Annotated in this window: 20 protein-coding genes and 1 pseudogene; 8 read left to right on the top strand and 13 right to left on the bottom strand. The window is 65.3% G+C overall.

Features of this window, described 5'->3' with window-relative positions:
* Positions 1 to 44: 44 nt before the first annotated feature.
* The 5 genes and pseudogenes from ACX80G_RS13095 to ACX80G_RS13075 form a co-directional block, all read left to right on the top strand.
* On the top strand, positions 45 to 1,385 hold the full coding sequence (locus ACX80G_RS13095; RefSeq protein WP_459308085.1) for an isochorismate synthase: 1,341 nt from the start codon (positions 45 to 47) through the stop codon (positions 1,383 to 1,385).
* Positions 1,386 to 1,515: 130 nt separating this feature from the next.
* Positions 1,516 to 2,310: a transporter substrate-binding domain-containing protein gene (locus ACX80G_RS13090; protein WP_459308084.1), complete on the top strand. Its 795-nt coding sequence runs from the start codon at positions 1,516 to 1,518 to the stop codon at positions 2,308 to 2,310.
* Positions 2,311 to 2,396: 86 nt separating this feature from the next.
* Complete coding sequence (locus ACX80G_RS13085; protein ID WP_459308083.1) at positions 2,397 to 3,182, top strand: amino acid ABC transporter permease; 786 nt, start codon at positions 2,397 to 2,399, stop codon at positions 3,180 to 3,182.
* Complete coding sequence (locus ACX80G_RS13080) at positions 3,179 to 3,943, top strand: amino acid ABC transporter ATP-binding protein (protein ID WP_459308082.1); 765 nt, start codon at positions 3,179 to 3,181, stop codon at positions 3,941 to 3,943. Before ACX80G_RS13085 ends, ACX80G_RS13080 begins: the two co-directional genes overlap by 4 nt.
* 61 nt (positions 3,944 to 4,004) lie before the next feature.
* A pseudogene (locus tag ACX80G_RS13075) lies at positions 4,005 to 4,616 on the top strand (M15 family metallopeptidase); the annotation flags it as partial.
* Between the two features lie 846 nt (positions 4,617 to 5,462).
* Here ACX80G_RS13075 and menD read toward each other — a convergent pair.
* From menD to ACX80G_RS13055, 4 genes are all read right to left on the bottom strand, one after another.
* Positions 5,463 to 7,148 carry a 2-succinyl-5-enolpyruvyl-6-hydroxy-3-cyclohexene-1-carboxylic-acid synthase gene (gene menD / locus ACX80G_RS13070; RefSeq protein ID WP_459308081.1) on the bottom strand — a complete coding sequence of 562 codons (1,686 nt, stop codon included), beginning with the start codon at positions 7,146 to 7,148 and terminating at the stop codon, positions 5,463 to 5,465.
* Positions 7,149 to 7,253: 105 nt separating this feature from the next.
* The gene (locus ACX80G_RS13065; RefSeq protein ID WP_459308080.1) at positions 7,254 to 9,416 is read right to left on the bottom strand and encodes a PhoX family protein; all 2,163 of its coding nucleotides are present in this window, start codon (positions 9,414 to 9,416) and stop codon (positions 7,254 to 7,256) included.
* Between the two features lie 168 nt (positions 9,417 to 9,584).
* Complete coding sequence (locus ACX80G_RS13060) at positions 9,585 to 10,517, bottom strand: o-succinylbenzoate synthase (RefSeq protein WP_459308189.1); 933 nt, start codon at positions 10,515 to 10,517, stop codon at positions 9,585 to 9,587.
* A gap of 110 nt (positions 10,518 to 10,627) precedes the next feature.
* A complete protein-coding gene (locus ACX80G_RS13055) occupies positions 10,628 to 11,308 on the bottom strand; it encodes a hypothetical protein (protein WP_459308079.1) in 681 nt (226 codons plus the stop codon).
* Positions 11,309 to 11,401: 93 nt separating this feature from the next.
* Here ACX80G_RS13055 and ACX80G_RS13050 point away from each other — a divergent pair, with 93 nt between their 5' ends.
* Positions 11,402 to 12,313, top strand: coding sequence for a phosphatase PAP2 family protein (locus ACX80G_RS13050; protein ID WP_459308078.1), 912 nt, complete (start codon positions 11,402 to 11,404; stop codon positions 12,311 to 12,313).
* Here the strand turns inward: ACX80G_RS13050 and ACX80G_RS13045 are convergent.
* The 8 genes from ACX80G_RS13045 to pdhA all read right to left on the bottom strand — a co-directional run bounded on the left by ACX80G_RS13045 (position 12,310) and on the right by pdhA (position 20,191).
* Positions 12,310 to 13,551, bottom strand: a complete 1,242-nt coding sequence (locus tag ACX80G_RS13045; protein ID WP_459308077.1) for an MFS transporter — start codon at positions 13,549 to 13,551, stop codon at positions 12,310 to 12,312. The two genes, ACX80G_RS13050 and ACX80G_RS13045, sit on opposite strands and share 4 nt — an antisense overlap.
* A gap of 54 nt (positions 13,552 to 13,605) precedes the next feature.
* Positions 13,606 to 14,043 (bottom strand): hypothetical protein, encoded by a 438-nt coding sequence (locus tag ACX80G_RS13040; protein WP_459308076.1) that lies wholly within the window; start codon positions 14,041 to 14,043, stop codon positions 13,606 to 13,608.
* Positions 14,040 to 14,501 carry a cupredoxin domain-containing protein gene (locus ACX80G_RS13035; RefSeq protein WP_459308075.1) on the bottom strand — a complete coding sequence of 154 codons (462 nt, stop codon included), beginning with the start codon at positions 14,499 to 14,501 and terminating at the stop codon, positions 14,040 to 14,042. The genes ACX80G_RS13040 and ACX80G_RS13035 overlap by 4 nt, the downstream gene beginning before the upstream one ends.
* 145 nt (positions 14,502 to 14,646) lie before the next feature.
* Positions 14,647 to 15,522, bottom strand: a complete 876-nt coding sequence (locus ACX80G_RS13030; protein WP_459308074.1) for an MBL fold metallo-hydrolase — start codon at positions 15,520 to 15,522, stop codon at positions 14,647 to 14,649.
* Positions 15,523 to 15,557: 35 nt separating this feature from the next.
* On the bottom strand, positions 15,558 to 16,421 hold the full coding sequence (locus ACX80G_RS13025) for an endonuclease/exonuclease/phosphatase family protein (RefSeq protein WP_459308073.1): 864 nt from the start codon (positions 16,419 to 16,421) through the stop codon (positions 15,558 to 15,560).
* Positions 16,408 to 17,958 carry a dihydrolipoamide acetyltransferase family protein gene (locus ACX80G_RS13020; protein ID WP_459308072.1) on the bottom strand — a complete coding sequence of 517 codons (1,551 nt, stop codon included), beginning with the start codon at positions 17,956 to 17,958 and terminating at the stop codon, positions 16,408 to 16,410. Before ACX80G_RS13020 ends, ACX80G_RS13025 begins: the two co-directional genes overlap by 14 nt.
* Positions 17,955 to 19,031 (bottom strand): alpha-ketoacid dehydrogenase subunit beta, encoded by a 1,077-nt coding sequence (locus ACX80G_RS13015; RefSeq protein WP_459308071.1) that lies wholly within the window; start codon positions 19,029 to 19,031, stop codon positions 17,955 to 17,957. The genes ACX80G_RS13020 and ACX80G_RS13015 overlap by 4 nt, the downstream gene beginning before the upstream one ends.
* Positions 19,028 to 20,191 carry a pyruvate dehydrogenase (acetyl-transferring) E1 component subunit alpha gene (gene pdhA / locus ACX80G_RS13010; RefSeq protein ID WP_459308070.1) on the bottom strand — a complete coding sequence of 388 codons (1,164 nt, stop codon included), beginning with the start codon at positions 20,189 to 20,191 and terminating at the stop codon, positions 19,028 to 19,030. The genes ACX80G_RS13015 and pdhA overlap by 4 nt, the downstream gene beginning before the upstream one ends.
* 214 nt (positions 20,192 to 20,405) lie before the next feature.
* On the opposite strand from pdhA, the gene ACX80G_RS13005 reads away from it, so the two are divergent.
* Both ACX80G_RS13005 and ACX80G_RS13000 read left to right on the top strand, forming a co-directional pair.
* Entirely contained in the window at positions 20,406 to 20,849 is a 444-nt protein-coding gene (locus ACX80G_RS13005) for an Lrp/AsnC family transcriptional regulator (RefSeq protein WP_459308069.1), read from the top strand.
* Between the two features lie 334 nt (positions 20,850 to 21,183).
* A complete protein-coding gene (locus ACX80G_RS13000; RefSeq protein WP_459308068.1) occupies positions 21,184 to 23,721 on the top strand; it encodes a sensor domain-containing protein in 2,538 nt (845 codons plus the stop codon).
* Here ACX80G_RS13000 and ACX80G_RS12995 read toward each other — a convergent pair.
* Positions 23,711 to 24,490, bottom strand: a complete 780-nt coding sequence (locus ACX80G_RS12995; RefSeq protein ID WP_459308067.1) for an enoyl-CoA hydratase/isomerase family protein — start codon at positions 24,488 to 24,490, stop codon at positions 23,711 to 23,713. The two genes, ACX80G_RS13000 and ACX80G_RS12995, sit on opposite strands and share 11 nt — an antisense overlap.
* Between the last annotated feature and the right edge of the window lie 712 nt (positions 24,491 to 25,202).

Below are 25,202 nucleotides of genomic sequence, written 5' to 3'. Positions count from 1 at the left end.
CGACCCGACCGACGCATCCCCGGGCAAGAGTAGGCTTGGAAGTCATGAGCACCCCGTCCACCATCGCGGCCGCGCCGCCGCTGACACCAGTGCGCGGCCTCCGCAGCATCACCATTCCCCGGGGACAGCTCGACGACACCACCGGGCTGCTCGACTATGTGGCACGGAATGACATTCACACCTGGGTCAGGCGCGGCGACGGCCTGGTTGCCTTCGGCGAAAGCGCCCGGTTCACCGCAATGGGCCCCAACCGGTTCACTGACGCCCAGGAGTGGTGGCGCACTCAGCTTCTGGCAGCCGACGCCGTCAACCCGCTGGCTGTTCCCGGCTCCGGCCTGGTGGCCTTCGGCTCGTTTGCCTTCTCCAAGACGTCCCGGCACCCGTCCCGGCTGATCGTGCCACGCGTGGTGGTCGGCTGCCGCGACGGCCACAGCTGGTTGACCTACATCACCGACGACGAGGATGCCGAGGTAAGCGCCGACGCCGCGGAGGCGGCCCTGGCCGGCTACCTTGACGAGACCGCCGTCGAACGGGACCCGAACCCGGCGGACCACCTTGCGCCGGGCATCCTCTCGGAGGAGCAATGGATGACGGCGGTGGAACAGGGAATCGAGCACATCCGGACCGGCGAGCTAAGCAAACTTGTGCTCGCCCGTGACGTGGTGGCTGAACTCGGTTCACCGGTGGCGACGGCGCAGGTACTGCGCGAACTGGCCGTCAGGTACTCGGACTGCTGGACGTACTCGGTGGACGGGCTGATCGGTTCAACACCGGAAATGCTGATCAAGGTGGAAAACTCGACGGCGCGGGCCAGGGTCCTCGCCGGTACGCTGGACCGCGCCAACGCCCCGGCCGACGACCCGGACTACGCCCAGCGGGTACTCGCCGGCTCCGAGAAGCAGTTGCACGAGCACCAGATTGCTATCGACTCCCTGACCCAGCAGCTCGAACCGTTCACCAGCACCATGACCTCGCACAGCGAGCCCTTCGTTCTGGAACTTCCCAACGTGTGGCATCTGGCCTCCGATGTGACGGCGCAGCTGGAACCGGGCGCCAGTGGCGATGTGCCGACGTCGTTGGCCCTGGTCGGTGCCCTGCATCCCACGGCGGCGGTCTGCGGGACCCCAACAACTGTGGCAGGGGGCCTGATCCGGGAACTTGAGCATCTGGAGCGCGGCCCCTACGCTGGCCCGGTCGGTTGGATGGACGCCCGCGGAAACGGCGAGTGGGGCATAGCGCTGCGCGGTGCGATGATCGAAAGCCCCACGCGGGTGCGGATGTACGCGGGGTGCGGGATCGTCGCCGGCTCGGATGCGCAGGCCGAGCTGGCGGAATCGTGGAGCAAGTTCAGACCCATGATCGAGGCGCTGGGCATCCGGCGGTAATGTCCGCCGCCCGTTGCGAGCAACCACTCCTATTGGTTACCAATACGCAATGCCTGTAGCCTGTGATGCACATCTCGATGCAGCTAGAATTTGAAACGAAGTTTTCCCCGTCCACAAATGAGGTATTTGCATGTTCACCAAGCGCTCGACAGTTCCCAAGACCCTAGCCATCGCAGCCATCGGCGCGTTGGCGCTCAGCGCCTGCGGCGGTTCCGCTGAGTCAGCCGTGGACGAATCAGGACTCGGCCTCGTTGCCGAAGGCTCTCTGACCGTGTGCTCAGACATCCCCTACGCACCGTTCGAATACGAGGAAGACGGCGAGTACATCGGCTTCGACATGGACATCATGCGCGCCATCGCCACCGGAATGGACCTCGAACTCGAGGTAGTCGACGTTGGCTTCGACGGTCTCGCCAGCGGCGCTGTCCTCGCCTCCAATACTTGCGACGTGGGAGCCAGCGCCATCACCATCACCGAGGAGCGCGCCGCGAACCTCTCGTTCTCCGAGCCGTACTACGACTCCCTGCAGTCACTGCTGGTCCCAGTCGATTCCGACGTCGCGTCCATCGATGACCTGGCAGGTATGCAGGTGGGCGTCCAGGCTGGCACCACCGGCGAGTCCTACACCCGCGAGAACGTTCCCACCGATACCGAGGTTATTGCCTTCCCGAGTGACGCCGAACTGTATGCGGCGCTGCAGGCCGGTAACGTCGCGGCCATCCTGCAGGACCTTCCGGTGAACCTCAGCCACACCGAGGACGGCACGTACACGATCGCCGAAGAATACGAGACCGATGAGCAGTACGGTTTCGCGATGACCAAGGAGGGCAGCGAGGATCTCCTGGCAGCCGTCAACGAGCAGCTCGCCGAGCTGCGGGACAACGGCGAGTACGACGAGATTTACGACACCTACTTCACCGAGTAGGAATTCTGGCCCGGAGCCCGCGTGGAACTCTTTGATTCCGCCGGGCTCCGGGACGTCGTGTCCTTGAGAAAAGATTGGCTCCCCACGTGAAACGCTCAACCCGCAGACGTCTGACCCGCGGCGCCCTGTACGCACTCTTCATCTTCGCCGTCGCTCTTGTCGTCTCGCTCGCCGACTGGAATGCGATCAGCACCTACTTCTTTGATCTGGACATTGCCGCTGAGGCTTTCCCGGACGTCATCCTGGTGGCAGCGAAAAACACCGTCCTGTACACGGCCATCGCGTTCGTCGGCGGGCTCATTCTGGGGCTGATCCTGGCACTGATGAAGCTCTCGCCGGTGCTGCCCTACCGCTGGGTGGCCACCGGTTTCATTGAGCTCTTCCGCGGCCTGCCCGCACTGCTGGTGATCTTCGGGTTTGCCTTCGCCGTGCCGATCGCGTTCGAATGGCGTCCGCCGGGCGGCAGCACCGGTGCGGGCCTGATCGGCCTGATCATCGTGTCCTCCGCCTACATTGCCGAGACCATTCGCGCCGGGATCCAGGCTGTGCCACCAGGTCAGGTGGAAGCCGCCCGATCCCTGGGCATGCGCCCCACCTGGGCCATGATCTCGGTGGTCCTGCCGCAGGCGTTCAGGATCATCACCCCACCGCTGACCAACGAGCTGGTCATCCTCATCAAGGACACCTCCCTGCTGTTCATTGTCGGGATGGCCCTGGCCGATCGGGAGCTGACCACGTTCGCTCGCGACCTGACCTCAGCGACCGCCAATGCAACCCCACTCGTGGTGGCCGGTCTGATGTATCTGATCATCACCTTGCCGCTCACCCAGTTGGTGGCCAAACTTGAACGACACAACAAGAGAGGGCGGTGAGCATTGTGACTGATGCAGCGCTCCGCACGGATGTGCCGGCCATTGAGGTCCGCAACCTGCACAAGAGCTTTGGCGACAATGAGGTCCTGAAGGGTATTGATTTCCATGTGGATCAGGGCGAGGTGGTCTGCGTCATTGGCCCGTCCGGTTCGGGCAAGTCGACTCTCCTGCGATGCGTTAACCGCTTGGAGGAGCCCACCAGCGGCACCATCCTGGTGGAGGGTATCGACATTACCGATGGCGAGACCGACCTGGATCGCGTGCGTACCCGTATCGGCATGGTGTTCCAGCAATTCAACCTGTTCCCCCACCTGAATGTGACCCGCAATCTGACGCTCGCTCAGCTCCGGGCGAAGAAACGCAAGAAGGCCGACGCCGAGGAAATCGCCAAGCGCAACCTCGCCAAGGTGGGTCTCGCCGAGAAGGCTACGGCCTTCCCTGCTCAGCTTTCCGGCGGCCAGCAGCAGCGTGTGGCGATCGCCCGGGCACTGTCGATGGACCCCGACATGATGTTGTTCGACGAGCCCACCAGCGCGCTCGACCCCGAGTTGGTGGGGGACGTGCTGGACGTGATGAAGCAGTTGGCCAAGGACGGCATGACCATGATGGTCGTTACCCACGAGATGGGCTTCGCCCGTGAGGTCGGTGACAGGGTGGTGTTCATGGACGGTGGAGTCGTTGTTGAACAGGGCACGCCCGCGGAGGTCCTCGGCAATCCGCAGCACGCTCGCACCAGGGAGTTCCTCTCCAAGGTCCTCTAGCGCCAGACCGGACCGCGTGGGACGATAAGTCCACCAGACCCTCCTACCTGCGGGAATCCTCATGTCCTCATCCACCCGGGCTGCGCACCTTCGCGCGCGTCTCGTCGGCGTCGTCGTCCTGTGCTGTGCGCTCCTGGGTGGAATGCTGTCGGTCCAGCCGGCGACCGCCGCCGTTCCCGTGAGCGACCCCAACAGTTATCACGTGTTCGTCACCAAATCCCGGCCGCTGAACCCGCTCAACTATGTTGCACCGGACCTCGTGTATCACCCGGGTACCAGCTATGTGCTGCGCCGCGCGGTCTCAGCGAACCTGCAGAACCTCTTCGCTGGAGCCCGAAATGCTGGCGCCCCATTGAGCGTGGTCAGCGCCTACCGGTCCTACGATGAGCAGGCCGCGCTCTACAGCAATTATGTGGCGCTGTACGGGCAAGCGGTAGCGGATACCCTGTCGGCACGGCCTGGCCACAGCGAGCACCAGACGGGACTCGCCGTCGACGTCGGCAACGCTGACGGATCGTGCGGTCTGGGGTCCTGCTTCGGGAACACCGCTGGCGGCCGGTGGGTAGCGATGAACGCGTACAAGTACGGGTTCATCGTTCGGTACCCGGACGGCTATCAGTCGACGACCGGGTACACCTACGAGCCGTGGCACTTGCGCTACGTCGGTCGGCCGTTGGCCACCGAGATGAAGACCCGTGGCATCCCGACGCTCGAGCACTATTTCAACGGGGCCAACCCCGCCATCAAAAGTGCAAGCGGTCTCACCGCCGTCGACTCGTCAGGTGTGTTGTGGACGTACCCGCCCACCTGGTCCGGCGGACTCCTCAAGCGGGCCCGGGTGGGCAGCGGGTGGGGCGGGCTGAAGGCCGGCTTCGCTACTGACTGGAACGCGGACGGCGTCCAGGATGTCCTCGCACAGTGGCGCGATGGCAGGCTGACCCTGTACCGCGGACTGCGCGCTGGCGGGTTCCAGGCGCCCATCACGATCGGCAGCGGGTGGGGTGCCAACGAGATCACCGTCGGCACCTGGTGGCGTGGGAGCCGTTACCCCTCAGTGGTCACGAAGGACGGTGCCGGCCGGCTCTGGCACTACGCCAACAGCACCGGTGGTGCCTTGTCCTCGAAGGCGCGCGGGCAGATTGGCGCGGGCTGGCAGGATCTCAGGATCACGCTGGCCGATTTCGACCGGGACGGCAACCAGGACGTCCTGGCAACCAGAGCCAGCGGAGAACTGGTGCTCTACCGGTCGAACGGTAAGGCACGGTTTATCTCCGAGAACCGGCGGACCATCGGTTCCGGCTGGCAAAACATTGACGGCGCCCGAGCCGTTTCGGGCTTTCAGGGGCCGGGTTCCTACGGGTTGACGGGGCGGACCGGTTCCGGTGCCCTCAAGCATTACCCGATCACTCAGAGTGGCTGGGGCGGCTCCTTCACCATCGGCTCAGGATGGCAGGGGTACAAAATCTTCCGATAGGGCTCGGCGATTTTCTTCAGCCGTCCTTCTTGTCCGCTGCCCACGTTACAGAACCCCCGCGATGCGTGCCCGGATTGCGGCGTGCAGAGCGCGCAGCCCCGACCGGTCGGCCCTAATCTCGACGACCGAGCGTCCCCGAATGGGCAGCGCCAACACAGCATCGAGGTCAGCCGCTGACGCGACCAGCTGATGCCTCACCCCGTAGCCACGGGCCAGCGCCCCAAGATCGGCAGTGTGAGGGGTGCCGAACAGCCGCTCGACGGCGACGCCGTGGCGGCCCACGTTTCCGTCCTCGCCGTGTTCCAGTAAACCGAAAATACCGCCCCCGGCGTCGTTGAGCACCACCACCTGCAGATCAGCCTCGTCCTCCCCAGGTCCCAGAAGCAGCCCCCCGGCGTCGTGCAGGAAGGTCAGATCCCCCACCAGAAGGCGCGTGGGAACCCCCGTCGCGAGGGCCACCCCGAAGGCGGTGGAGATGGTGCCGTCGATTCCCGCGAGGCCCCGGTTGGCGTAGACCTCCAACGGGTGCCAGCCTGGGGACGCCATCAAATCGGCGTCGCGAATGGGGTTCGAGGATCCCAGCACCAGGTTGCCGTCGGTGGCCTCCCAGACGGCGTCGGCCACCTGCAGCCCGTTCAGCGAGGTGGTCTCCGCGAGCAGTGAACGGAGTGCGGCGTCCGCATACGACCCGGCCTGCTGCCACCGTTCCAGCCAACCTGGCTCACCCCGGCCAGCGAACTGCAGCAGCTCCTGGAGGGACTCGATGATACGTTCCCGCCGCCGGCCCTCCGTGAACCAGGCCACCGGTCCCGGAAGGTAGAGCGCTTGTTCCACCTCCGGCCGGGCCAGCAACGCGGCGACCGGGCGGGAAAGGGTGGGCCGCCCGAAGACGACGACCCGTTCGACGTCGGACCCCAGATGCTCCAGAAGCAGCCGGTATTGAGCCACCGCGTTTGGGCCGAAGCGGGCGTTGGAAGAGGGCTCAGCGAGCAACGGAAGGTTGAGATGCTGGGCAAAAACCGCTGCCAGCTCTCCGGCGCCGTGGCCCGCGACGACGACGGTTCGCGCAGTGGTGGTGGGCGCTACGGTGGTGGGCGCTACTGCGGAGGGGGCAGCCAGGACCGTGGTCGTGGTTGCAGGTTCACCGCCGGGCTGCGCAATGTGTGCGGTGGCTGCGGCGGGATCGGGGACCAGTGGGTCGCGGAACGCGAGATTCAGCTGCACCGGACCCTGCGGACCAACGAGGGCCTTCGCGAGCGCTTCGGTGACGAACGGCGAAGGGTCGGCACCGGCCGGGACGTCGAGAGCACATCTGACGTGCGACCCAAAGAGACCCACCTGGTTGGTGGTCTGGTTGGCACCGCTCCCCCGCAACTCCTCGGGCCGGTCGGCGGACAACACCACCAGCGGCACAGCGGCGTGGTTTGCCTCCATCACCGCTGGCAGCAGTTCACCGACGGCGGTTCCCGACGTCGTCAGGACCGCGACGGGTCCCTGGACTCCCTGCGCCAGACCGAGTGCGGTGAACCCGCCGACCCGCTCATCGATGCGCACATGCAGCCGCACCGCTCCAACGCCTTCAGCTTCGGCCAGCGCGTACGCCATCGGGGCACTGCGTGATCCCGGGGCGACGACAACGTGACGGATGCCTGCTGCGGTCAGCGCGGCGACTGCCAGCCGGGCGGCGTCGATGGAGTTCAGCGGCTCATTCACGCCTCCATCCTCACACATTCCGGCCTGCCCCCGGCGCCCCGGACCCCACCCGGCCGGGCAGGGTCTGGGGCTGGCCACCCCCGGATCGGAGGTCGCGTTCAGCGGAGGTGGCGAACAGTCGCCCTACGCTTTCGCTTCCCTGCCGCCGCGGTTGTCATCGTCGCGCGACTTTCCGCGGCCTCGGCCACGACCGCGGCGCTTGTTGTCGCCCGGAAACACCTGCACCACTGATGGTCGGGGCACTGCGGCATCTCCCCGGCGCGGTTCGCTGCCCTCGGCCACATAGTCGGGAAAGAGGGAGGTCTGGTTTCCCCAGACCCCGTCCTCGCCCGGATGTTGGACGGCGACGAAGACGTGACGGTCCTGGTCTTTGATGATCGGTCCGCACGTCTCGCCGTCCCGGGGCACCGCCAGGAACTGCTCTACCTTGCCGCGTTCCTCACCCTCAAGCGTGACCTGGAACAGGCCATCGCAGTACCCGATGGTACCGGGTTGTCCATCAGTGGAGATCCACAGGTTGCCCACCGAATCAAACGCCAGGTTGTCCGGGCACGAGATGGGCGACACCTTGTCCGCCGGGAAACCACTGAAGTAAACGGTGGGATCCTTGGCCGGGTCCCCGCAGACCATCAGGAGGTTCCAGGTGAACCGTGCTGACGTCTGGTCCCCGCCGTTCTCGGTAATTTCGACTACGTGGCCCGACCGGTTGGCGGTTCGCGGATTCGCCTCGTCGGCGGGTGAGTTGGCACCGACACCGCGATTCGTATTGTTCGTGCAGGCCACGTAAACCTTGCCGGTGCGTGGGTTGGGCTCGACGTCCTCCGCCCGATCCATCTTGGTGGGCCCCACCTTGTCAGCTGCCAGCCGGGTGTAGACGGCCACTTCTGCTGCGCTCATCCCCGACACGGCCGACTCGTTGTTGATAATCAGTGGCAGCCACTCTCCGACGCCGTCGAACGACCCGTCGGTCGGCACCCTGCCCGACCCGTCGATCTCCACCGTCGAATTGCCCTGGAACCGTGCCACATAGAGTGACCCTTCGGAGAGCAAAGACATGTTCTTCCGCCGGGCGGAGGGCGTGCCGGAGGTGTCCATCCGGTTCTTGGATACGAACTTATAGAGGTAGTCGAACCGCTCGTCGTCGCCGGAGTAGGCGACCACCCTGCCGTCACCGGCCACGATCACGTTGGCGCCCTCGTGCTTGAAGCGACCCAGCATCGAGTGCTTCTTCGGCGTCGACTTGCTATCGAAGGGGTCAACCTCAACGATGTAGCCGAAGCGGTTGGTTTCGTTCTGATACCCCGGGTTGCGGGTGTCCAGCCGAGGCTCGTCAAGCTCCCAGCCGCGGGCTGTCGGCTTCGCGGTGAGCCCGTACCGGCGGTCCGAGGCGCTGGTTCCCGGGCTAACAAAGTACCCGTTGAAGTTCTCTTCCCCGGACAGGATGGTTCCCCAGGGTGTGGTGCCGCCAGCGCAATTGCCGAGGGTTCCGAGAATGGTGCGGCCCGCTGGGTCGTCGATGGTCTTGACCAGATCAGATCCGGCGGCGGGACCGGTCAGTTCATAGGGGGTGTCCAGCAGGAAGCGGCGGTTCAGCGGTGCGCCCTGCACATACTTCCAGGGCTTCGACGCATTCTTTCGTTCCAGCTCGACAACCGTCAGACCGTGAGCGGCGCGGCCGATGCCGCGCACCTCGGCGGCAGGCATCGTGGGTGGCACCATGATGGGCTCGTTGGTGTACTCGTGATTGACGAACATCACCGCCCGCCGCCTTTTACTTCCCGGCAGATCGAGGATGTCCGTGTAGTCGCAGTTGTAGCCGAACTGCAGTTCCTGCGCAGCCGCCGACTGGTTGAAGACGTCGAACTCGGGAGAGTTACGGAACAGTGGGTCGCCCCAGCGGATCACAGGCTGCCAGGCGAAGCCCTTCGGCACCGTAAAGTCATCGACCAGCGCATCCACCGGACGGATCGGCGTGAACTTGAGGTCGCTGCGGGGCCCGCGCCTTTGCACGGCGACGGCGGGCGCCAGTTGAGGACCGGCCGGGGCCAGTTGGGTGCCTGCCTGCCCACCGCCCACGATGAGAGCCAAGGCCCCTACGGTGCCGACGCCGAGGACGTTCCGTCGGGAAAACTCGGTTGAGACGATGTCCCGGAAGTAGCTGTTGTCTGTCGTGTTGCAGACCGCCGATGCACATGCGTTGTCGCACTTCAACGCGCAGGTGACGGCACTGCGCTTCCCGTTGGTGTGGCCAAGCATGGGCAGCAAACGCTTCTTTGTGTCACTCATGGTGGTGCCTTCCAGCAGTGGAACAGGGTGAGCGGGTTCCACTCTGCCAAGCTCAGGCAAACTCCGTGGGCCTCTGAGGTAACGAGCAGGTGAACTTCCTCCTCCGCTTGGACGCCCGCAGGCCAGTCGCCGGTTTCCGGGAGTACACCCCTGGACGCGCAGAGAGATTCAGGCGCCGCCGAGGATCGCCCGGGTGCGCTCCAGCCGGTCCAGCCACCAGGCAATACGTTCAGGATCGGCGGCGTACCGCTCCAGCAGCCCCTCGGACACCCGCACCGGTTCTGTCGGCAGCCAGCCGCCGGCGGGAACCAGCGGGTTCACTGCCACATCACCACGCATCAGCGACACCGTGCCCAGCCCACAGGCATAGGGCAAGTCGGGGAGGGCCGCAGCGAGAGCCACGCCAGCACTGATCCCCACCGACGTATCGAGGGCCGAGCTGACGACGACGGGAAGCCCGGCCTGCGCGACGATCTCGAGGGCACGGCGAACACCGCCGAGCGGTGCGGCCTTAATCACCAGCAGATCGGCGGCATCCTCCCGTGCGACGCGCAGCGGATCCGCTTCCTTGCGAACCGATTCATCGGCGGCGATCAGGACCGGGATGCCACGACGGCGCAGCTCGAGCCGGACCTCCCGGAGCCCGTCGATTGACATGACCGGCTGCTCAGCATACTCGAGGGTGTGGGCGGCGAGCGCCGTCAACGCCGTCACCGCCTCCGGGACCGTCCATCCGCCGTTCGCGTCCACCCGCAGGCCAGCCGCCGGCAGCAATCGTCGGACCTCGGCGACGCGCGCCAGATCGTCCGCGAGGGTCTGGCCGCGCTCCGCAACCTTCACCTTGACGGCAGTGACCGGACCAAACCGCGCCAGAACCGACTCGACGTCGACGGCCGGGATAGCAGGGACGGTCGCGTTGACTGCCACCCGTGATCTGAGAGCAGGAGGGAATCCCTCCCAGCCGGCTTCGATGGCCGCCCGCAACCAGGGCGCGGCCTCGGCGTCGTGGTATTCGGGGAAGGGGCTGAACTCGCCCCAGCCCGCTGGCCCGTGCACCAGCAGAGCCTCGCGGTGCAGCACGCCGCGGAACGTGACCCGCATGGGGATCGACACCACCCGGGCGGAGGAACGAAGTTCGGCAGCGGAGGGGAAAGTGCTCACACATTGAGGTTACGCGACTCACCCGTAACCGGGGGGCGGCCGGCGATGGGTCAGGGAACCGGTCGAAGCGCCGACTGAACAATCACCGTGTCGGGGCCATATTCGGCGTCGTAGCGTTCCTGAAGGGTGCCGTCGTCATAGATGGCTGTGACGACGAGGTAGCCGTTGGACACGGTAGAACCCACGATCGAGGGTCCCGCAGTGGTGAACAGTTCCTCCTGAAGTTGCTCGAGGTCGGCCTGGTTGCCGGGGCCGGGGTTGGCCGGGTCCAATCTCGGATCGAGGTCAGCGATCGGGTCGTACAGCGAGAGCGGTGTCGCGATGCCCGTCCGGGTGAAGGCGGTGCCATCCCAGGTACCCTGCAGAGCGTACGCGCCCCAGGTCACCCCTGAAGCTGTCTCTTCCTGGTCCACCGCATCCCAGTCCCAGTTGAGCAGATCCGGCCCGGAACACTGCGGCGGATAGGACTCGGCAACACCACCCAGGCACAGCTGTGGCAGCGAGTCGCCCTGCTGCAGAATGGTTCCTTGCGCGAGCACCTCCCCTGCTGCGGCGATGCCGCTCGGTGCCGTTGAGGGAGTGGGCGACGAGTCCGGCGCCGGCGCACCAGAAGAACGTGAAGAATCAGAATCCGAGGGCGCCGAGGCGGGAACCCCGACCACTCCGCACGCCGACAAAATCACCGCGGCCGAGGCCAGGGAGACCGACAAAAAAACAGCTTTCTGTCTCATGGACTTATTGTCCCGGGTCAGCGGGCTGTCGTGGCCCCGACAAGATCACGATTGGATTGCAGAAGTGAGACGCCGGTGTGAAAGTCTTGCAGGGTGAGCTCACAGAAATCCGCGAACTCGACGGGGCGGCGACTTCCTGCCGCACGAAACCCAGCCTTGTTCCTCCTGGGTTCGCTGCTCTGTGCCCTGGCCCTGGCCTGGACCTACTGGGCTTTCGTGCGAACCAGTACCGGCCAATTCGCCGACGAATCGGCATGGCGTGAAGCCGGTTTCGCCGCACCGGATACTCAGGAGCCTTTCCTGCAGTTCCTCGATAGCCTGCCGGCACTCTCGGTCCTGATCGCTGCCGCGGTGATCCTGTTCGTCACCCTGCGCAGGCAGCGCTGGTCGGCCGCGGCCATTGCCCTCGGAACAATCGCCGGGGCGAACCTCACCACCCAGGTTCTCAAGAACCAGCTGTTCGACCGTCCCGACCGTGGGGTGCCGACCCTCGACTTCAACTCGCTCCCGTCCGGTCACACGACCCTTGCCGCCTCCGCGGCGGCGGCAATCTTCCTGGTCGTGACGCCCCGGTGGCGGCCCCTTGCCGCTGCTGCGGGTGGCGCCTACTCGGTGGCGGCGGGCGCGGCGACGTTCCTCAATCTGTGGCACCGCCCAGCCGATGTTATTGCCGCATTCCTCGTCGTGGGCGCCTGGACCCTGCTGGGCGGTCTGATGATCATGCGGTTGGGCAACGCCTGGAACGTGTGGAGCGGCTTCGGCGAGCACTGGGCGGCCTTAAAGCTCTGGCTCACCCTGTGCTGGGCAGCAGGCGTCGCCGGTCTGGCGCTTGGGGTAGTCCTCTACCTGTACGTCCAACTCATCGGTCCTGCGCCAATGCCAGGAACCGCGCAGATTCCCCTGTTCTTCTGGTCCGGGTTATCGATGATCGTGGGAGTGGGATTCACCCTCAGCGCCGCTGCAGGCTGCCTCTTCGCTCACCAGGCGCGACGGCGCGAGCCCTAGTTCCGGGTCGCCGACGTCGGCCTGCGCGTCGGAACCCAACGCCACAGCACAGCGGCCGCTGCCATGCCCAGGCCACCGGTCGCCCAGATTCCCGCCGAGAGCGTGGCGACGGCGGTGACCGCCGCGAGGATTCCTGGTCCGGCCATGGTGCCGATGTCGCCCAGGAGTCGCCAGATGCCCAGGAACTGGGGGCGGCCGGGGTTTGGTGAGAAGTCGGCGCCGAGGGTCATCACGATGCCAGACCCGATGCCATTGCCGAATCCGATCAGCAGGGCGACCAGCAATAGCCCCACCGCGTCTGCGGTGAATGGCAGGAGGATCAGGGCTACCCCCATGGTGAGCATGGAGGGAACAGCGACCCAGCGGCGTCCTTTGACGTCCATGAGCTTGCCTGCGGGGTAGAAAACCAGCATGTCAATCCCACCGGACAGGCCGTAGATCAGGGCAGTGGTCGTGACGTCCAGACCTATATCCTGCGCCCAGAGCGGCAGCACCGCCTGACGGGTGGCCCGGGTTGCAGCGATCAGCATCACCCCTACTCCCACAGTGGTGAAGATCCGCCGGTGCGAACGCAGGATCGACCGGACGGTGGGTACCATCGGCGGATCAGCAGCAGGAACCGCGCCGTATCCAGTCGTGGCAGCCCGCCCGGAAGCGCCCAGTTCGGGGACTCTACTGCTTAGCGCAGCCGCCATAAGGGCAGCTCCGGCGCCCACCCAGTACGCGCCGGCCAACCCGGCGAAGCTCATCATCAGGGCGGCGGCGAACGGGCCGAGGAAGACCCCGATCCGCGTCACACCGCCTAGGGTGGATAGCGCCCGGGCCCGGAGCTGGATGGGTACCGCCTCAGTGAGGTAGCTCTGGCGGGCCAGCCCGAACACGGCGCCGGCCATCCCGACCATGAAGATAGCTGCCGCAAATACTGCGAGGTTGGGGGCCAGTAGACCCAGCACCATTGCCGCCGCGCACCACAGGGAAGCGCCTACCAGTGCCCGGCGTTCACCAAACCGGGCGGCAATGAGCGTGGCCGGAACATTGGTGATCAGCGAGCCGATCCCGGTCAGGGTGATGACCAGGGCAGCAGTCGCGATATCTGCCCCCAGATCGCGGGCGGACAGTGCTATCACCGGGAGGATCGCACCGGACGCCATCCCGTACAGCAGCGACGGGCCGTAAGCCCCAACGGCAATCGTCCTGAGCCTGAACGGTTCCGGCGGCACGCCCTCCACTCTAGTCATCGGGCAGGGCACAGCCGGGCCGGCCTCTGCGGGCCGTCCCAACTGTTGAACCTCTTAGCGTCCCCTGGTACGTCGCCCGACCAGGATCATACCGACCACAGCGAGCATCCCTGCAATTCCTTCGGCGACGGCGCTGAGCGCCTTGTCGAAGAACCAGATCGGCTCGTACATCGCCGGAATGGGCCCGATCGCCGGCAACTGAACGTACACCGACAGCACAACGGCGGCGAACGCCGACAACGCAACCACAGCGGCTATGAGATAGGAAAGCCGGCTGCCACGGATCAGCACATAGAGGGCAGCGAGGATCGCCGCGGCTGCCTGGATGCGGAACAGGTTCCCGCCGCCGATTCCTCCGGGAAAGGCCATCTGGTAGTTGGGGGCCAGTTGGATGTGGACGAAAGCGTCGATCGCGAGCCCGACGGCGATTGCCACCCTCAGCCACACCAGCGCTGGCCCCTTTCGGGTCCGGACGGGGGCGGCGTTACTCATCCTTCGACGACCAGCGTGCCGACCATCGCTGGGTGGTAGGTGCAGATGAAGGAATAGTCTCCGGGCTCGTCCGGAGCTGTAAAGGTGACCGTCTCGTTGGGGCCGAACACTGAGTCAAACATTCCCTCCTCGTCGGACGTCACCGTGTGCGCGGCCGAGTCGTTGTTGATGACCGTCACCTCGGCGCCCGGGGCCACTGGTCCGGAGATCTCATACTTGAAATCGGTGATGGTGATGGTGACCTCTTCGACGGCCGCCTCGGGTTCCTCGGAGGCGCTTTCCTCCTCGGTCGCCTCGGTTGGGGCTTCGGTGGTTTCCTCAGCCTCGGTTGCGGGGCTGGTGGTGGTGGTTTCCGGGGCCGGGTCCGGGCTGCCGGAGTCCTCCGACGCGCCACAGCCGGCAACTCCAACCAGTGCTCCGGCCAGAAGTATTCCCATAACGCTCTTGCGGATGTCCATGATTACCCTTTCCTGAAGGATCCCGATCGGAGCTGCTCTCCGAAGCCCCGGGCGCCGATAGCACCATATCCTCTTTGCTATGAGGTTCGTCACGGGCGAGGTTACGGATTGCCCGGCGGAGGCTTCGTCAGCGGGTGGCAGCCCGCTACCACTTCCACTGCGCCAGCGTACGCAGGCGGATCAGGAGTGCCCGCGACTGTTCTGGACCGTAGGGCAGGATCGGAATGGCCTTCGTCATGTCCACTGATGCTTCGTCCATGGCCACCTTCGTGACGCGCACTGCGGTCCGCATCTTGTACAGCTGGGCAGTAACGAATTCAACCCCGACGGGGTTTCCGTGGCCGGGGACAAAAACGTCGTAAAGATCCTCCAGCGCGGCGATCTTGCCGAGGGTACGGATCCAATCAGCAGGGTAGGAGTCAGCGAATCCAGGGTCGCCGCCCTCTTCGACCAGATCGCCGGTGAACAGCACACTGCCGGCGCCAACCAGGAGATCGTTGTCGGTGTGACCCCGCCCCAGGTGAAACAAGGTGACCGAGATACCCCCCAAATCGAGGTCGACCGGGCTGCCCTCCACCACCCGGTTCGCGGGGCGGATGGACGTGTGGGGGCCGGCGTCATCCGTCATGGCAGGCTCAAGGCCACTGGCGAGCGGACGCTGGCGCTCGCCGGTCTCCGCGAGGTCCCCGGCGCAGCGCGCTGTGGCCCAGATGTCGTCAACGCCGTGGGCGGCGAAGTAGGCATTGCCGGACGCGTGGCTGAAATGCGAGTGTGTGTTCACCGCCGTCACGGGCAGGCTCGTCAGCTCCCGCACGGCGTCCAGAATGGCTGCCGCCTGCGCGGGGCCAGCACCGGTCTCGATGACCAGTGCGCGCTCGGTGCCCACCACCAGCCCAATGTTGACGCCATATCCGGCGTCGCGCAGGATCCACGTCCGCTGCCCGACCTCCCGCCAACGGGACGTAGTATCCACCGATCCGGTGTCACCCGGTTCGGTGTTTGCCACTGGGGTTTCGGACATCTATTCCTCTCGACTGCTTGGGGTATGCCGACCGCTCACGCCCTGACTCCCGCACCCGGCAGCAGGACAGCCTGCACTGGTGCGTGATCGGACGGCCACGCCCCACCGTACCGGGTGACGTTGATTCCCGCCCGCAGCACGGTGAAGCCGGGGCTGGAGAGGATCCAGTCGATCCTTTTAGTGCCCCGCTGAGGTTTTCGATAGTGCGGAAAGGTGCCCCACTGTTCGGTGAGCTGACGGTGTGCCGCGGGCCAGGTGTCCTGCAGGATCCCCGACCCGGTCAGAATGTCGTAGGGGCCCGAGGGCGCGTCGATGTTAAAGTCACCCATCACGATGCCGGGAAGCCGGGAGTCCCGCACCCGGTGGCGCAGGGTGTCCGCCGAGTACAGGCGCGACCGGCGGGACAGATGATCGAGGTGTGTGTTGATGACCCCGAATTCCTTCCCGGTGGTCTGATCGCTGAACACGGCACTAACCGCGATCCGCGGGATCCGGTTACCCCACGACGCCGAGCCGGGAACTGTTGGGCTGTTGGACAAGGCCAACTGCTCCCAGCTCAGCAGCGTCAGCCGACGCCGGTCATAGAACAGTGGGCACTGTTCGCCGTTGCCGTCCGCGTTACGCCCCTTCCCGATGCCGGCGTAGCTGGGCCCGAGCCCCGCGCGCACAGCGTCCAACTGGGACGGCAGCGCTTCCTGCACTCCGAGTAGCGTGGGCTGCTCATCGCTGAGGAGTCGCGTCACCAGTGGCGCCCGCACGGTCCAGGAATCCCGGTTCCCGGGCAGCAAATGAGGCATGGACCGTCGGATGTTGAAGGTCATGACGTGGAATTCGGGGGCTGCTACCGGCCCGATGAGCGGGGTGGTTACCGCTGTGCCGCGCGCTTCAAAGGTCCGCAAGCACGCTGCCCGGATTCTCGATAGCGTCCGCAACATAACGGAGGAAGCCGCCAGCAACCCCGCCGTCACAGACCCGGTGGTCGAAGGTAAGGGTGAGTTCGGTGATTTTCCGGACCGCCAAGGCACCGTCGACCACCCAGGGCCGGTCGATGATCCGGCCGATGCCCAGGATCGCAGCTTCGGGGTAGTTGATGATCGCAGCGCTCCCATCCACGCCGAACACGCCGTAATTATTCAGGGTGAACGTCCCCGAGGTCAGCTCGGCGGGTGTCGCCTTACCCGCCCGCACGACGGCGGCAAGACGCCGGATCTCTGCGTCCAGGTCTCGGGCACTCAGGGTGTCGGCGCGGCGCACACACGGAACCATCAACCCGCGGTCGGTCTGGGCGGCAATTCCCAGGTTGACTCCCTCGACGCTGAGGATTTCCTGGCGACCCTGACCATCGGTGAGGAAGCGGGTATTCAGCTCCGGATACCGGGCCAGGCCGGCGGTCACGAACCGGGCAACAAAGGCCAGCAGCCCGGGCGTGTTCTCCGGGCGTGAACGCTTGAGGGACGCCCTGAGGTCCATCAGCGCCGTGGCATCCACATCCACCCAAACGGTCGCCTCGGGGATTTCCCGGCGGCTACGCGACATCGTCTCGGCCACCGCCTTCCGTACCCCCCTGACCGGGATCCGGGAGGTGACAGCAAGCCCGGATCGGAGATCTGTGCCTGCGGTCCCACCCACTGAGGCCCTCGATCCTGCGTCGCCCAGGAGGCCGCCGGCGTCGAGGTCGACACCAGTCGGCTGGCCCTTCAACCGGCCAGTGTCGCGGCTAATGGCGTGCTCCACGTCCCGGCGCAGCACCAGTCCGCCGGTGCCCGATCCGGTAAGGTCTGCCGCGGTGAGGCCCGCGTCCCTGGCCAGTTTGCGCACCAGCGGCGAGATGAATAAGGGGGCACCGGACAGGGGCGCATTCGGTGCCGAGTCGCGGGAAAACCCCTGGGTCGCAGACCGGCCGGCCGTCGGAGCCCGTCCGTGGTCTGTGACCGGCTGGATTTTGGGGCGCCTTCGCCGGCCGGAGGTGATTCCCCCGGGGGTGCCGTAGCCGATCAGAACGTTGCCGGAGCCCTCATCGGGTGCTGACGCGGATACTGGTGCAGCGTTTCCGGGCAGGGTGATCCCGGCCCGTTCCTCCTTGCGATACGTCTCTCCCGCCGAGGTCGGCTGGAAGCCGACGGGTGAGCCGCCGTCGGGCTCGGTCGCATCGGGTGTTCCGACCGCGCGCACTGAAATGAGCGGCTTCCCCACGTCCATCGTCTCGCCCGCGCGGCCGTGGAGTTTTTCCACGACCCCCGCGAACGGTGACGGCACCTCCACCATAGATTTTGCGGTTTCCACTTCGGCAATGGCCTGGTCCACGACGACGACGTCGCCCTCGGCAACCAGCCAATTCACCAGCTCCGCCTCGGTGAGGCCCTCACCCAGATCGGGCAGGTTGAAAATCTGGAGGGCTGCACCGGTCGCAGCAGCGCTGGTGGTCGTAGCACTCACGCCTGGTCCTCCCACTGCAGTTCGTCGACGGTGTCGAGAATACGGTCAACACTTGGTAGGAAGAAGTGTTCCAGCTTTGGCGAAGGGTAGGGCACATCGAACCCTGTGACACGCCGGACCGGTGCCGCCAGCGAGTGGAAGCAACGTTCCTGGATGCGCGCCACGATCTCGGCCGCCACCGACGCGAACCCTGGTGCCTCAGCGATGACGACAACCCTGCCGGTCTTGCGCACGCTGGCGCACACGGTTTCGTCGTCGAACGGGACGATAGAACGCACATCGACGACCTCAAGCGAGCGTCCCTCCTCCGCGGCAGCGGCGGCGGCGGCCAGGGCGGTGGGCACCGACGGACCGTAGGCCACGAGCGTGGCGTCAGTTCCGGCACGGGCGACCACCGCGCGGCCGATGGACGGCGTCGCAGCGGCGGAGTCGAAGGTGTCGCGGAGCTCCTCCAGGTCGAGGACTTCCTTGGACCAGTACAGTTTTTTCGGTTCGAGGAAGACCACCGGGTCCGGGTAGCGGATCGCCTCACGCAGCATCGTGTACGCGTCCCTGACTGTTGCTGGGGCCAGCACCGTCAGACCAGGAGTATGAGCGTAGTAGGACTCGGACGAATCGCAGTGGTGTTCAACCCCGCCAATTCCACCAGCGTACGGAATCCGGATCACGATCGGCAGTTTAACTTTGCCCTTCGTGCGGTTCGGCATTTTCGCGACGTGGCTGACGACCTGCTCGAAAGCGGGGTAGGCAAACGCATCGAATTGCATCTCCACCACCGGACGCATCCCGTTCATCGCCATCCCCACGGCCATCCCCATGATGCCGGCTTCGGCCAACGGGGTGTCGAAGCAGCGCCCGGTGCCGAAACGCGCGGTGAGCCCGTCGGTGATCCTGAAGACCCCACCCAACGCTCCGACGTCCTCACCGAACATCACCACTGACGGGTCGGCGGCCATCGCGTCGGCGAGCGCGGCGTTCAGCGCTTTGGCGAAAGTGACTGGCTGGACGGTGCGCGGTTCGGGCTGCGTCGGGGCTGGCGCGTTGTTTCGCACCCGTTCGGTGATGTCGGTCATGGGGACACGTCCTCGGAGGGCTGTTCGCGGCTGAGTTCTCCGCGCAACAGATCAGCCTGTTCGCGCAGCTGGCTGGTTTTTTCGGTAAAGACATAGTTGAACAGGTCTTCCGGGTCCACCACCGGATCGGTATTGAGCCCGTCCCTGAGGGTGGCTGCCATTTCCTCGGCGTCGGCGGCGATGCTGGTCTCGCCGTCGTCGTCGAGCAGGTTCAGCCCGCGCAGGTAGGTGCGCATCCGGCTGAGCGGGTCTTTGGGGACCCACTTCTCGACGTCGTCGGCCGAGCGGTAGCGGGACGGATCGTCGGCGTTGGTATGAGCCTGCATCCGGTAGGTGTGGGCTTCGATCAGGGACGGGCCGCCGCCGTCGCGCGCCCTGTTCACCGCCCGACCGAGCACCGAAAGGAGGGCGGCGAGGTCGTTGCCGTCCACCCGCTCCCCCGGCATGCCGTACCCGATCGCCTTATGGGCGAGCGATGGCGCCACCGTCTGCGATTTCAGCGGCACAGAGATCGCGTACTCGTTGTTCTGGATGAGGAAGACCACCGGGACGTGGAAAACGGCCGCGAAGTTCAGCGCCTCATGGAAGTCACCCTCACTGGTGGCGCCGTCGCCGCACAGCGCGAGCACCACGGTGTCCTCGCCCTTGAGCTTCGCGGCGTGCGCCACCCCAACGGCATGCAGCAGCTGGGTGGCCAGCGGGGTGGCCTGGGTGGCGACCTTGTGCTTCAGCGGGTCATAACCGGAATGCCAATCGCCCCGCAACAGGGTGAGGACTTCCAGCGGGTCCACCCCGCGGGTGATCACGGCGACCGTGTCACGGTAGGTGGGGAACAGCCAGTCCTGCTGGTCGATGACGACGGCGGCCGCCACCTGGCAGGCCTCCTGGCCGTGGGATGAGGGATAGACGGCCATCCGACCCTGCCGGACCAGAGCATTCGCCTGATCGTTGATCCGACGACCGATGACGAGCTTCCGGTAGGCCGCTAGAAGGCTTTCGGCGTCGGGTAGCGGATAGGCGTCGTTGGGGGTGTGAATCCCGTTCGGGTCCACCAGTTGCACCGGGACGTCCGAGGGCAGCATGTCCGCCTCGGCAGCCCCGGACCGCTCGGTGGTGTTTACAGTGCCGTGGGCCATGTGATTGCCGCCTGAGATGGTCATCTCCGCCTCCGTCTTTCCGCCCGGTGGGGCGGTGGTTCGCCTGTTCCTACGCACCCGGATGGTGCCGGGAGTTGGATACTGTGTAGTCAATTATGAACTTCGGCGGCTTTTCGTATCTACTAGGGGGCACAGGTGTGGACCATATTTCATCGACTGTGAACTATTGTGGATGAATTGTCATTGTGAGCTGGGTTACGTGGAAAGGTGTGGACGAATGGTGGACAAACCTTTGGACGAGGTGGACCGGCGGATCCTGGCCGAGCTCACCCGGGACGGTCGGCTGTCGGTGACCGCGGTGGCGGAAAACGTTCATATTTCCCGCGCACACGCCTACTCGAGGATCGCCCGGCTCACCGAATCGGGGGTACTCACCAAATTCACTACGCTGATCGACCCCATTAAGGCCGGGCTCCGATCCTCCGCCTACGTCACCCTCAAGGTTCAGCAGCACGCGTGGCGGGAGCTTCGGGAACAGCTCTGCCTCATCCCGGAAATTCACCACATCGCCCTGGTGGGCGGGGACTTCGACGTCATCCTGTTGGTGCGGGCCGAAGACAACGTGGGGCTCCGACGGGTTATCTTCGACCAGCTGCAATCGATGCCGGGCGTGATGGACACCCAGACCTTCCTCGTCTTCGAAGACATTGACGCTCGCTGAGTAGCCAGGGCATCGGTAGGTATGGTCAAGGGACGGATCCTGACTGGTGGTGACATCCCGTTCTGAATGTCATCCTCCCCCATGAGACGCTGCTGAACCGTCCCTTGACCACCTAACCAGTAAAAGTCATTGCCTGGGGAAAATACTGTAAAAGTCGACATTCTTATAAAGATTTTCCGAAAAGTTATAAAACGTTCGCATCCAGGCATTCGTCGGACGAGGGCGATCCGCAGCCTCAACCTGCTCCATTCCGCTCTATGGTTTAATACGATCACCGGCCACCGTAGACGGTCTGAACGTGCCGCCAACGGGCTGGCATCAAAAGGGGAACAGCATGGTTGAGAACGGCGTGCCAGGTACTGGAGTGCGCGAGACAGTTGGTATTCCAGACGCGAAGGCAGCGGCATTGTTTGAATCGGTTGTGGTCAATGCCAATGATGTGGTCCTGGTGACCAGGGCAGAACCCATCGATCTCCCCTCGGGCGGACCCGAAGTCATCTACGTCAACCCTGCTTTCACCCGAATGACCGGGTACCAACCGCACGAGATCGTCGGCAAAACCCCGCGCATCCTGCAGTCGCCGAAGACAGACCGGGCGGAACTGGATCGGCTGCGCGTTGCCCTCAAAGCGTGGGAGCCGGTCGAAGTGGAGCTGCTTAATGTCCATAAGGATGGGCGGGAGTTCTGGGTCCAGATCAGCATCACCCCCGTCGCCAATTCGCGGGGCTGGTTCACCCACTGGATCGCTATCCAGCGCGACATCACCCACCGAAAGCACCGCGAGATTGCTGTGCAGACGATGTTGGCCAACACATCGGACCTACTGGTCATTCTCAACAATCAGCACCTGGTGACATCGGTCAGCCCCACCTCCGAACAGCTGCTGGGTACGCCGGCCGTGGCGCTGACCGGAGGACCCTTTCTTGAGCTGGTGCACCCCGACGACAGCCGCAGCGCCCGTGATCTTTTGGCCGCCCCTCCCGGACTTCGGCTAGGCCGCAGTTCCATTACCGAGCTCCGTCTGCGCCACCGTAACGGCGACTGGCACTGGTTTGAGGTAAGCATCGCCGACCTTGACGCGACCGGCGCTGATCCCGTCAGCTCGCTGGTGCTGGCGTGCAGCGACATCACCGGCCTCAAGCTGACCGAGTTGGAACTGGAAAAGTCGAACCAACGCTTCCGGAGCGCTTTCGACGACGCCCCGATCGGCATGGCGGTGACGTCGCCCACCGGTGAATTCATCCAGGTCAACCGGGCGCTGACCGAGCTGCTGGGCCGCGACGAGCAAACCCTCCTGACCATGTCGGTGCAGGAGCTGACGCACCCGGATGACCGGGAGCCCGCTGAACGCCAGCGCCGGTCGCTGCTGCGCGGGGTCTCCGGGCGACGGCGGCACGAAACCCGCTTCCTTCATGCCGACGGCGCTGTGGTGGGCATCCTGCACTCCTCCTCAATGGTGCCCGACGACGACGGCGGCCCCGGGATGCTGATCGACCACATCGAGGACATCACCGACCGGAAGGCTTTTGAGGCGATGCTGCAGCATCAGGTGCTGCATGACACGCTGACCGGCCTCCCGAACCGCGCCCTGCTGGTGGACCGCCTCGGTCAGACCCTCAGCGCTGCCCGGGGTAACGAAACCGCCGTCGCCGTCCTGTTCTGCGACCTGGACCGGTTCAAGGCCATCAATGATACGTATGGGCACCAGGCCGGCGACAGCGTTCTTACGGAAGTGGCCCGCCGGCTCCAGTCAGCAGTGCGCCCCGCCGACACGGTGGCCCGGCTGAGCGGGGACGAATTTGTGGTGCTGTGCCTTGACACGTCCAACGAGCAGGCCACGGCCGCGGCGGCCAGGATTCTCTCAGCCTTCAAGCCGCCCATCCTGGTGGGTGGAGCCGAGGTCTTCGTCTCCGCATCCATTGGCATCGCCCTCTCGGGCGCCGAACACACCACCACCTCTCAGATGCTCCGCGACGCCGACGACGCCATGTACGCGGCCAAGGAACAGGGTCGAAACCGGTCCTCCGTGTACGACAAAGGGCAGTGCAACCGGGTGAAAACCCGCGCCCAATTGGAGAGCGACCTGCTACAGGGCATCCGCGAGGGGCAGCTTCGCCTGCATTACCAGCCCGAGATGAGCCTCGCCGACGGTGAAGTAGTGGGCCTTGAGGCTCTGGTCAGGTGGCAGCATCCCGTTCGCGGGCTGCTGATGCCTGCCGAATTCATCGATCTGGCCGAGGAGACCGGCCTGATCAACGACCTCGGCGCCTGGGTGCTGGAGGAAGCCCTGCGCGAGGTCGGCAGACGACGGGCTACAGGTGTTGACTGCCCGGTGGTGTGGGTCAACGTGTCAGCGTTTGAACTGCGGAGCCCCGACTTCGCCGCCACGGTCCGCCGCGCCCTCGACGCGCACCACCTTCCCGGCAGCGCCCTGGGCCTGGAGATCACTGAGAGTGTCCTGATGGTCAATCTCGACCGCGCCAGGACCACGCTTACCCAGTTGCGCGCCACAGGGGTGCACCTGGCGATCGACGACTTCGGCACCGGCTACTCGTCGCTGTCCTACCTCGCCCAATTCCCCGTAGATACCGTGAAAATCGACGGCTCGTTCACTGCTGGCCTCGACGACAATGCCCGACGCCGGGAAAGCTTCGCCGTCGTCAACGCGGTCATCGGACTCGCGCATGCCCTCAAGCTGCGAGTGGTAGCGGAGGGAATCGAGACCACCAGCCAGGCTCAGTCGCTCCACGGGCTGGGGTGCGACTTCGGCCAGGGCTACCTGCTGGGGCGACCCACCGAGCAGTGGCTCCCCCAGGAGATCTCTGCGCCGCTGAGCACCGCCGACCCTCGGACGACCGCGTTCAGCCTCTGAAAACCGGTTTGCGCTTGTCCTGGAAGGCGGCGAATCCTTCGGCGTAGTCGTCGCTGCCGCACAGGTCGCCCTGCGCCTTGTTCTCCTCGCTGATGGACTCCCACAGGCCGAGCCGCCGGTCGCGGATCGCCGCCACGAGTTCCTTGGAGGCCCGGAACGCGCCGGTTGCTCCTGAGGCGACCCGTTGCGCCGTGTCGCGGGTGCGCTGCAGCAGCTCATCGGCGGTCATTACCCGGCTAAACAGACCGGCGGCTACGGCGTCGGTCCCGGTCATCAGCTCGGCCGTGTAGATCAGGTCAAGGGCGCGGTGGGCTCCCAACCGCTCGGTGAACAGCCAGTGTCCGCCCGAATCCAGAGTGGCCCCCAAATTGGCGAAGGGCGAGCCGAGCTTTGCGTCCTCGGCCACGTAGACCACGTCGGTGGCCACCAACAGGCCGAGCCCGACGCCGAGGCACGCCCCGTGCGCTGCGGCGAAGGTCGGTGCGGGGAATGCAGCCATCTTCCGCAGTAACGGTGTGACGAGGCCGCCGAGGTAGGCGACGGCGTCGTCGGTTTCGGGGTGAACGTTGGAAATGTCGCGACCAGCGCAGAAAGCCCGGCCCTCGCCGCGGAGCACCAGAGCCCGGACGGCGCCGGTGGCCGCGGCCTCGGCAGCTTCGTCGTAGGCGTTGGATAGCCCGCCGAGCGCCTCCTCGTCCAGGGAGTTCAGTTTCGCTGGAGCGTTGAGAACAATTTCGGCGACATTGTTCTCGATGGTCAGTTCAATCATTGCCAGAGCCTTCCGTGATTTTTTCCCAGCCTAGCGGTGGAAGGTTGCGGCGGACCCGCCGATGGTTGTGCGGCGGGGGCCGTTCCTTATGACTGGCAGGCTCTGGTCTACCGGTCTGGGAGTTACACCATCACGGGTGACTATCGACCTGCGCCCAACCACGAAATGTATCTTCGCACCGGAACTACCTGGCGGACGGCGTTCCAGGCTGCCGACGTGGGGTTCGAGTGACTGACCGGGATATGTGGCCTTCAGACGATCGCTAAGAGCGCCTGAGATATCTGGCGTGGGTGCCCGGAGGAAGTCGTTTACTGCGGTTTCGGGGTTAGGGCGCGGTAGGTCAAGAACCCATAGACAATCGCTACGCCGCCGCAAAGAATGACGCGCCCCGACCATGCGATCTGGGGGTTCGAAGTCCAAAAAGCCGTTACCCAAAATGCGGCCGCCGCCGACACAGTGGTCCACACCAAGACTCGCCATCCGCCTCCCGCTGATGGCGTGCTCCTGGTGTTAGTCCTCAGGTGCGCGAAGACGAGGACAATACCGCCAACAATCCCCACCATGAACCCTGGCACGACACCCGAGCTCAGCATGGTGCCTTCGGGCAGGAGGACTTGACCCATCATGCCGGCGATCACACCCAAAAGAGCTGACTCGATCATGGGTCTGACGACGGACGGAAGCATTCGTCCCGGCCTTACCTGCATCACAA

This window comes from Arthrobacter glycogeni, assembly GCF_054510815.1.
Note: the sequence above shows the minus strand (reverse complement) of the source record. Positions and strands in the feature narration are given on the sequence as shown.

Coding starts and splice junctions, on each gene's coding strand:
- ACX80G_RS13035 (WP_459308075.1), bottom strand. CDS start 14,501: ATGGACATCCGCAAGAGCGTTATGGGAATACTTCTGGCCGGAGCACTG.
- pdhA (WP_459308070.1), bottom strand. CDS start 20,191: ATGACCATCTCAGGCGGCAATCACATGGCCCACGGCACTGTAAACACC.
- ACX80G_RS13065 (WP_459308080.1), bottom strand. CDS start 9,416: ATGAGTGACACAAAGAAGCGTTTGCTGCCCATGCTTGGCCACACCAAC.
- ACX80G_RS13040 (WP_459308076.1), bottom strand. CDS start 14,043: ATGAGTAACGCCGCCCCCGTCCGGACCCGAAAGGGGCCAGCGCTGGTG.
- ACX80G_RS13030 (WP_459308074.1), bottom strand. CDS start 15,522: ATGTCCGAAACCCCAGTGGCAAACACCGAACCGGGTGACACCGGATCG.
- ACX80G_RS13005 (WP_459308069.1), top strand. CDS start 20,406: ATGGTGGACAAACCTTTGGACGAGGTGGACCGGCGGATCCTGGCCGAG.
- ACX80G_RS13095 (WP_459308085.1), top strand. CDS start 45: ATGAGCACCCCGTCCACCATCGCGGCCGCGCCGCCGCTGACACCAGTG.
- ACX80G_RS13060 (WP_459308189.1), bottom strand. CDS start 10,517: ATGCGGGTCACGTTCCGCGGCGTGCTGCACCGCGAGGCTCTGCTGGTG.
- ACX80G_RS13055 (WP_459308079.1), bottom strand. CDS start 11,308: ATGAGACAGAAAGCTGTTTTTTTGTCGGTCTCCCTGGCCTCGGCCGCG.
- ACX80G_RS13015 (WP_459308071.1), bottom strand. CDS start 19,031: ATGACCGACATCACCGAACGGGTGCGAAACAACGCGCCAGCCCCGACG.
- ACX80G_RS13090 (WP_459308084.1), top strand. CDS start 1,516: ATGTTCACCAAGCGCTCGACAGTTCCCAAGACCCTAGCCATCGCAGCC.
- ACX80G_RS12995 (WP_459308067.1), bottom strand. CDS start 24,490: ATGATTGAACTGACCATCGAGAACAATGTCGCCGAAATTGTTCTCAAC.
- menD (WP_459308081.1), bottom strand. CDS start 7,148: ATGTGTGAGGATGGAGGCGTGAATGAGCCGCTGAACTCCATCGACGCC.
- ACX80G_RS13000 (WP_459308068.1), top strand. CDS start 21,184: ATGGTTGAGAACGGCGTGCCAGGTACTGGAGTGCGCGAGACAGTTGGT.
- ACX80G_RS13045 (WP_459308077.1), bottom strand. CDS start 13,551: ATGACTAGAGTGGAGGGCGTGCCGCCGGAACCGTTCAGGCTCAGGACG.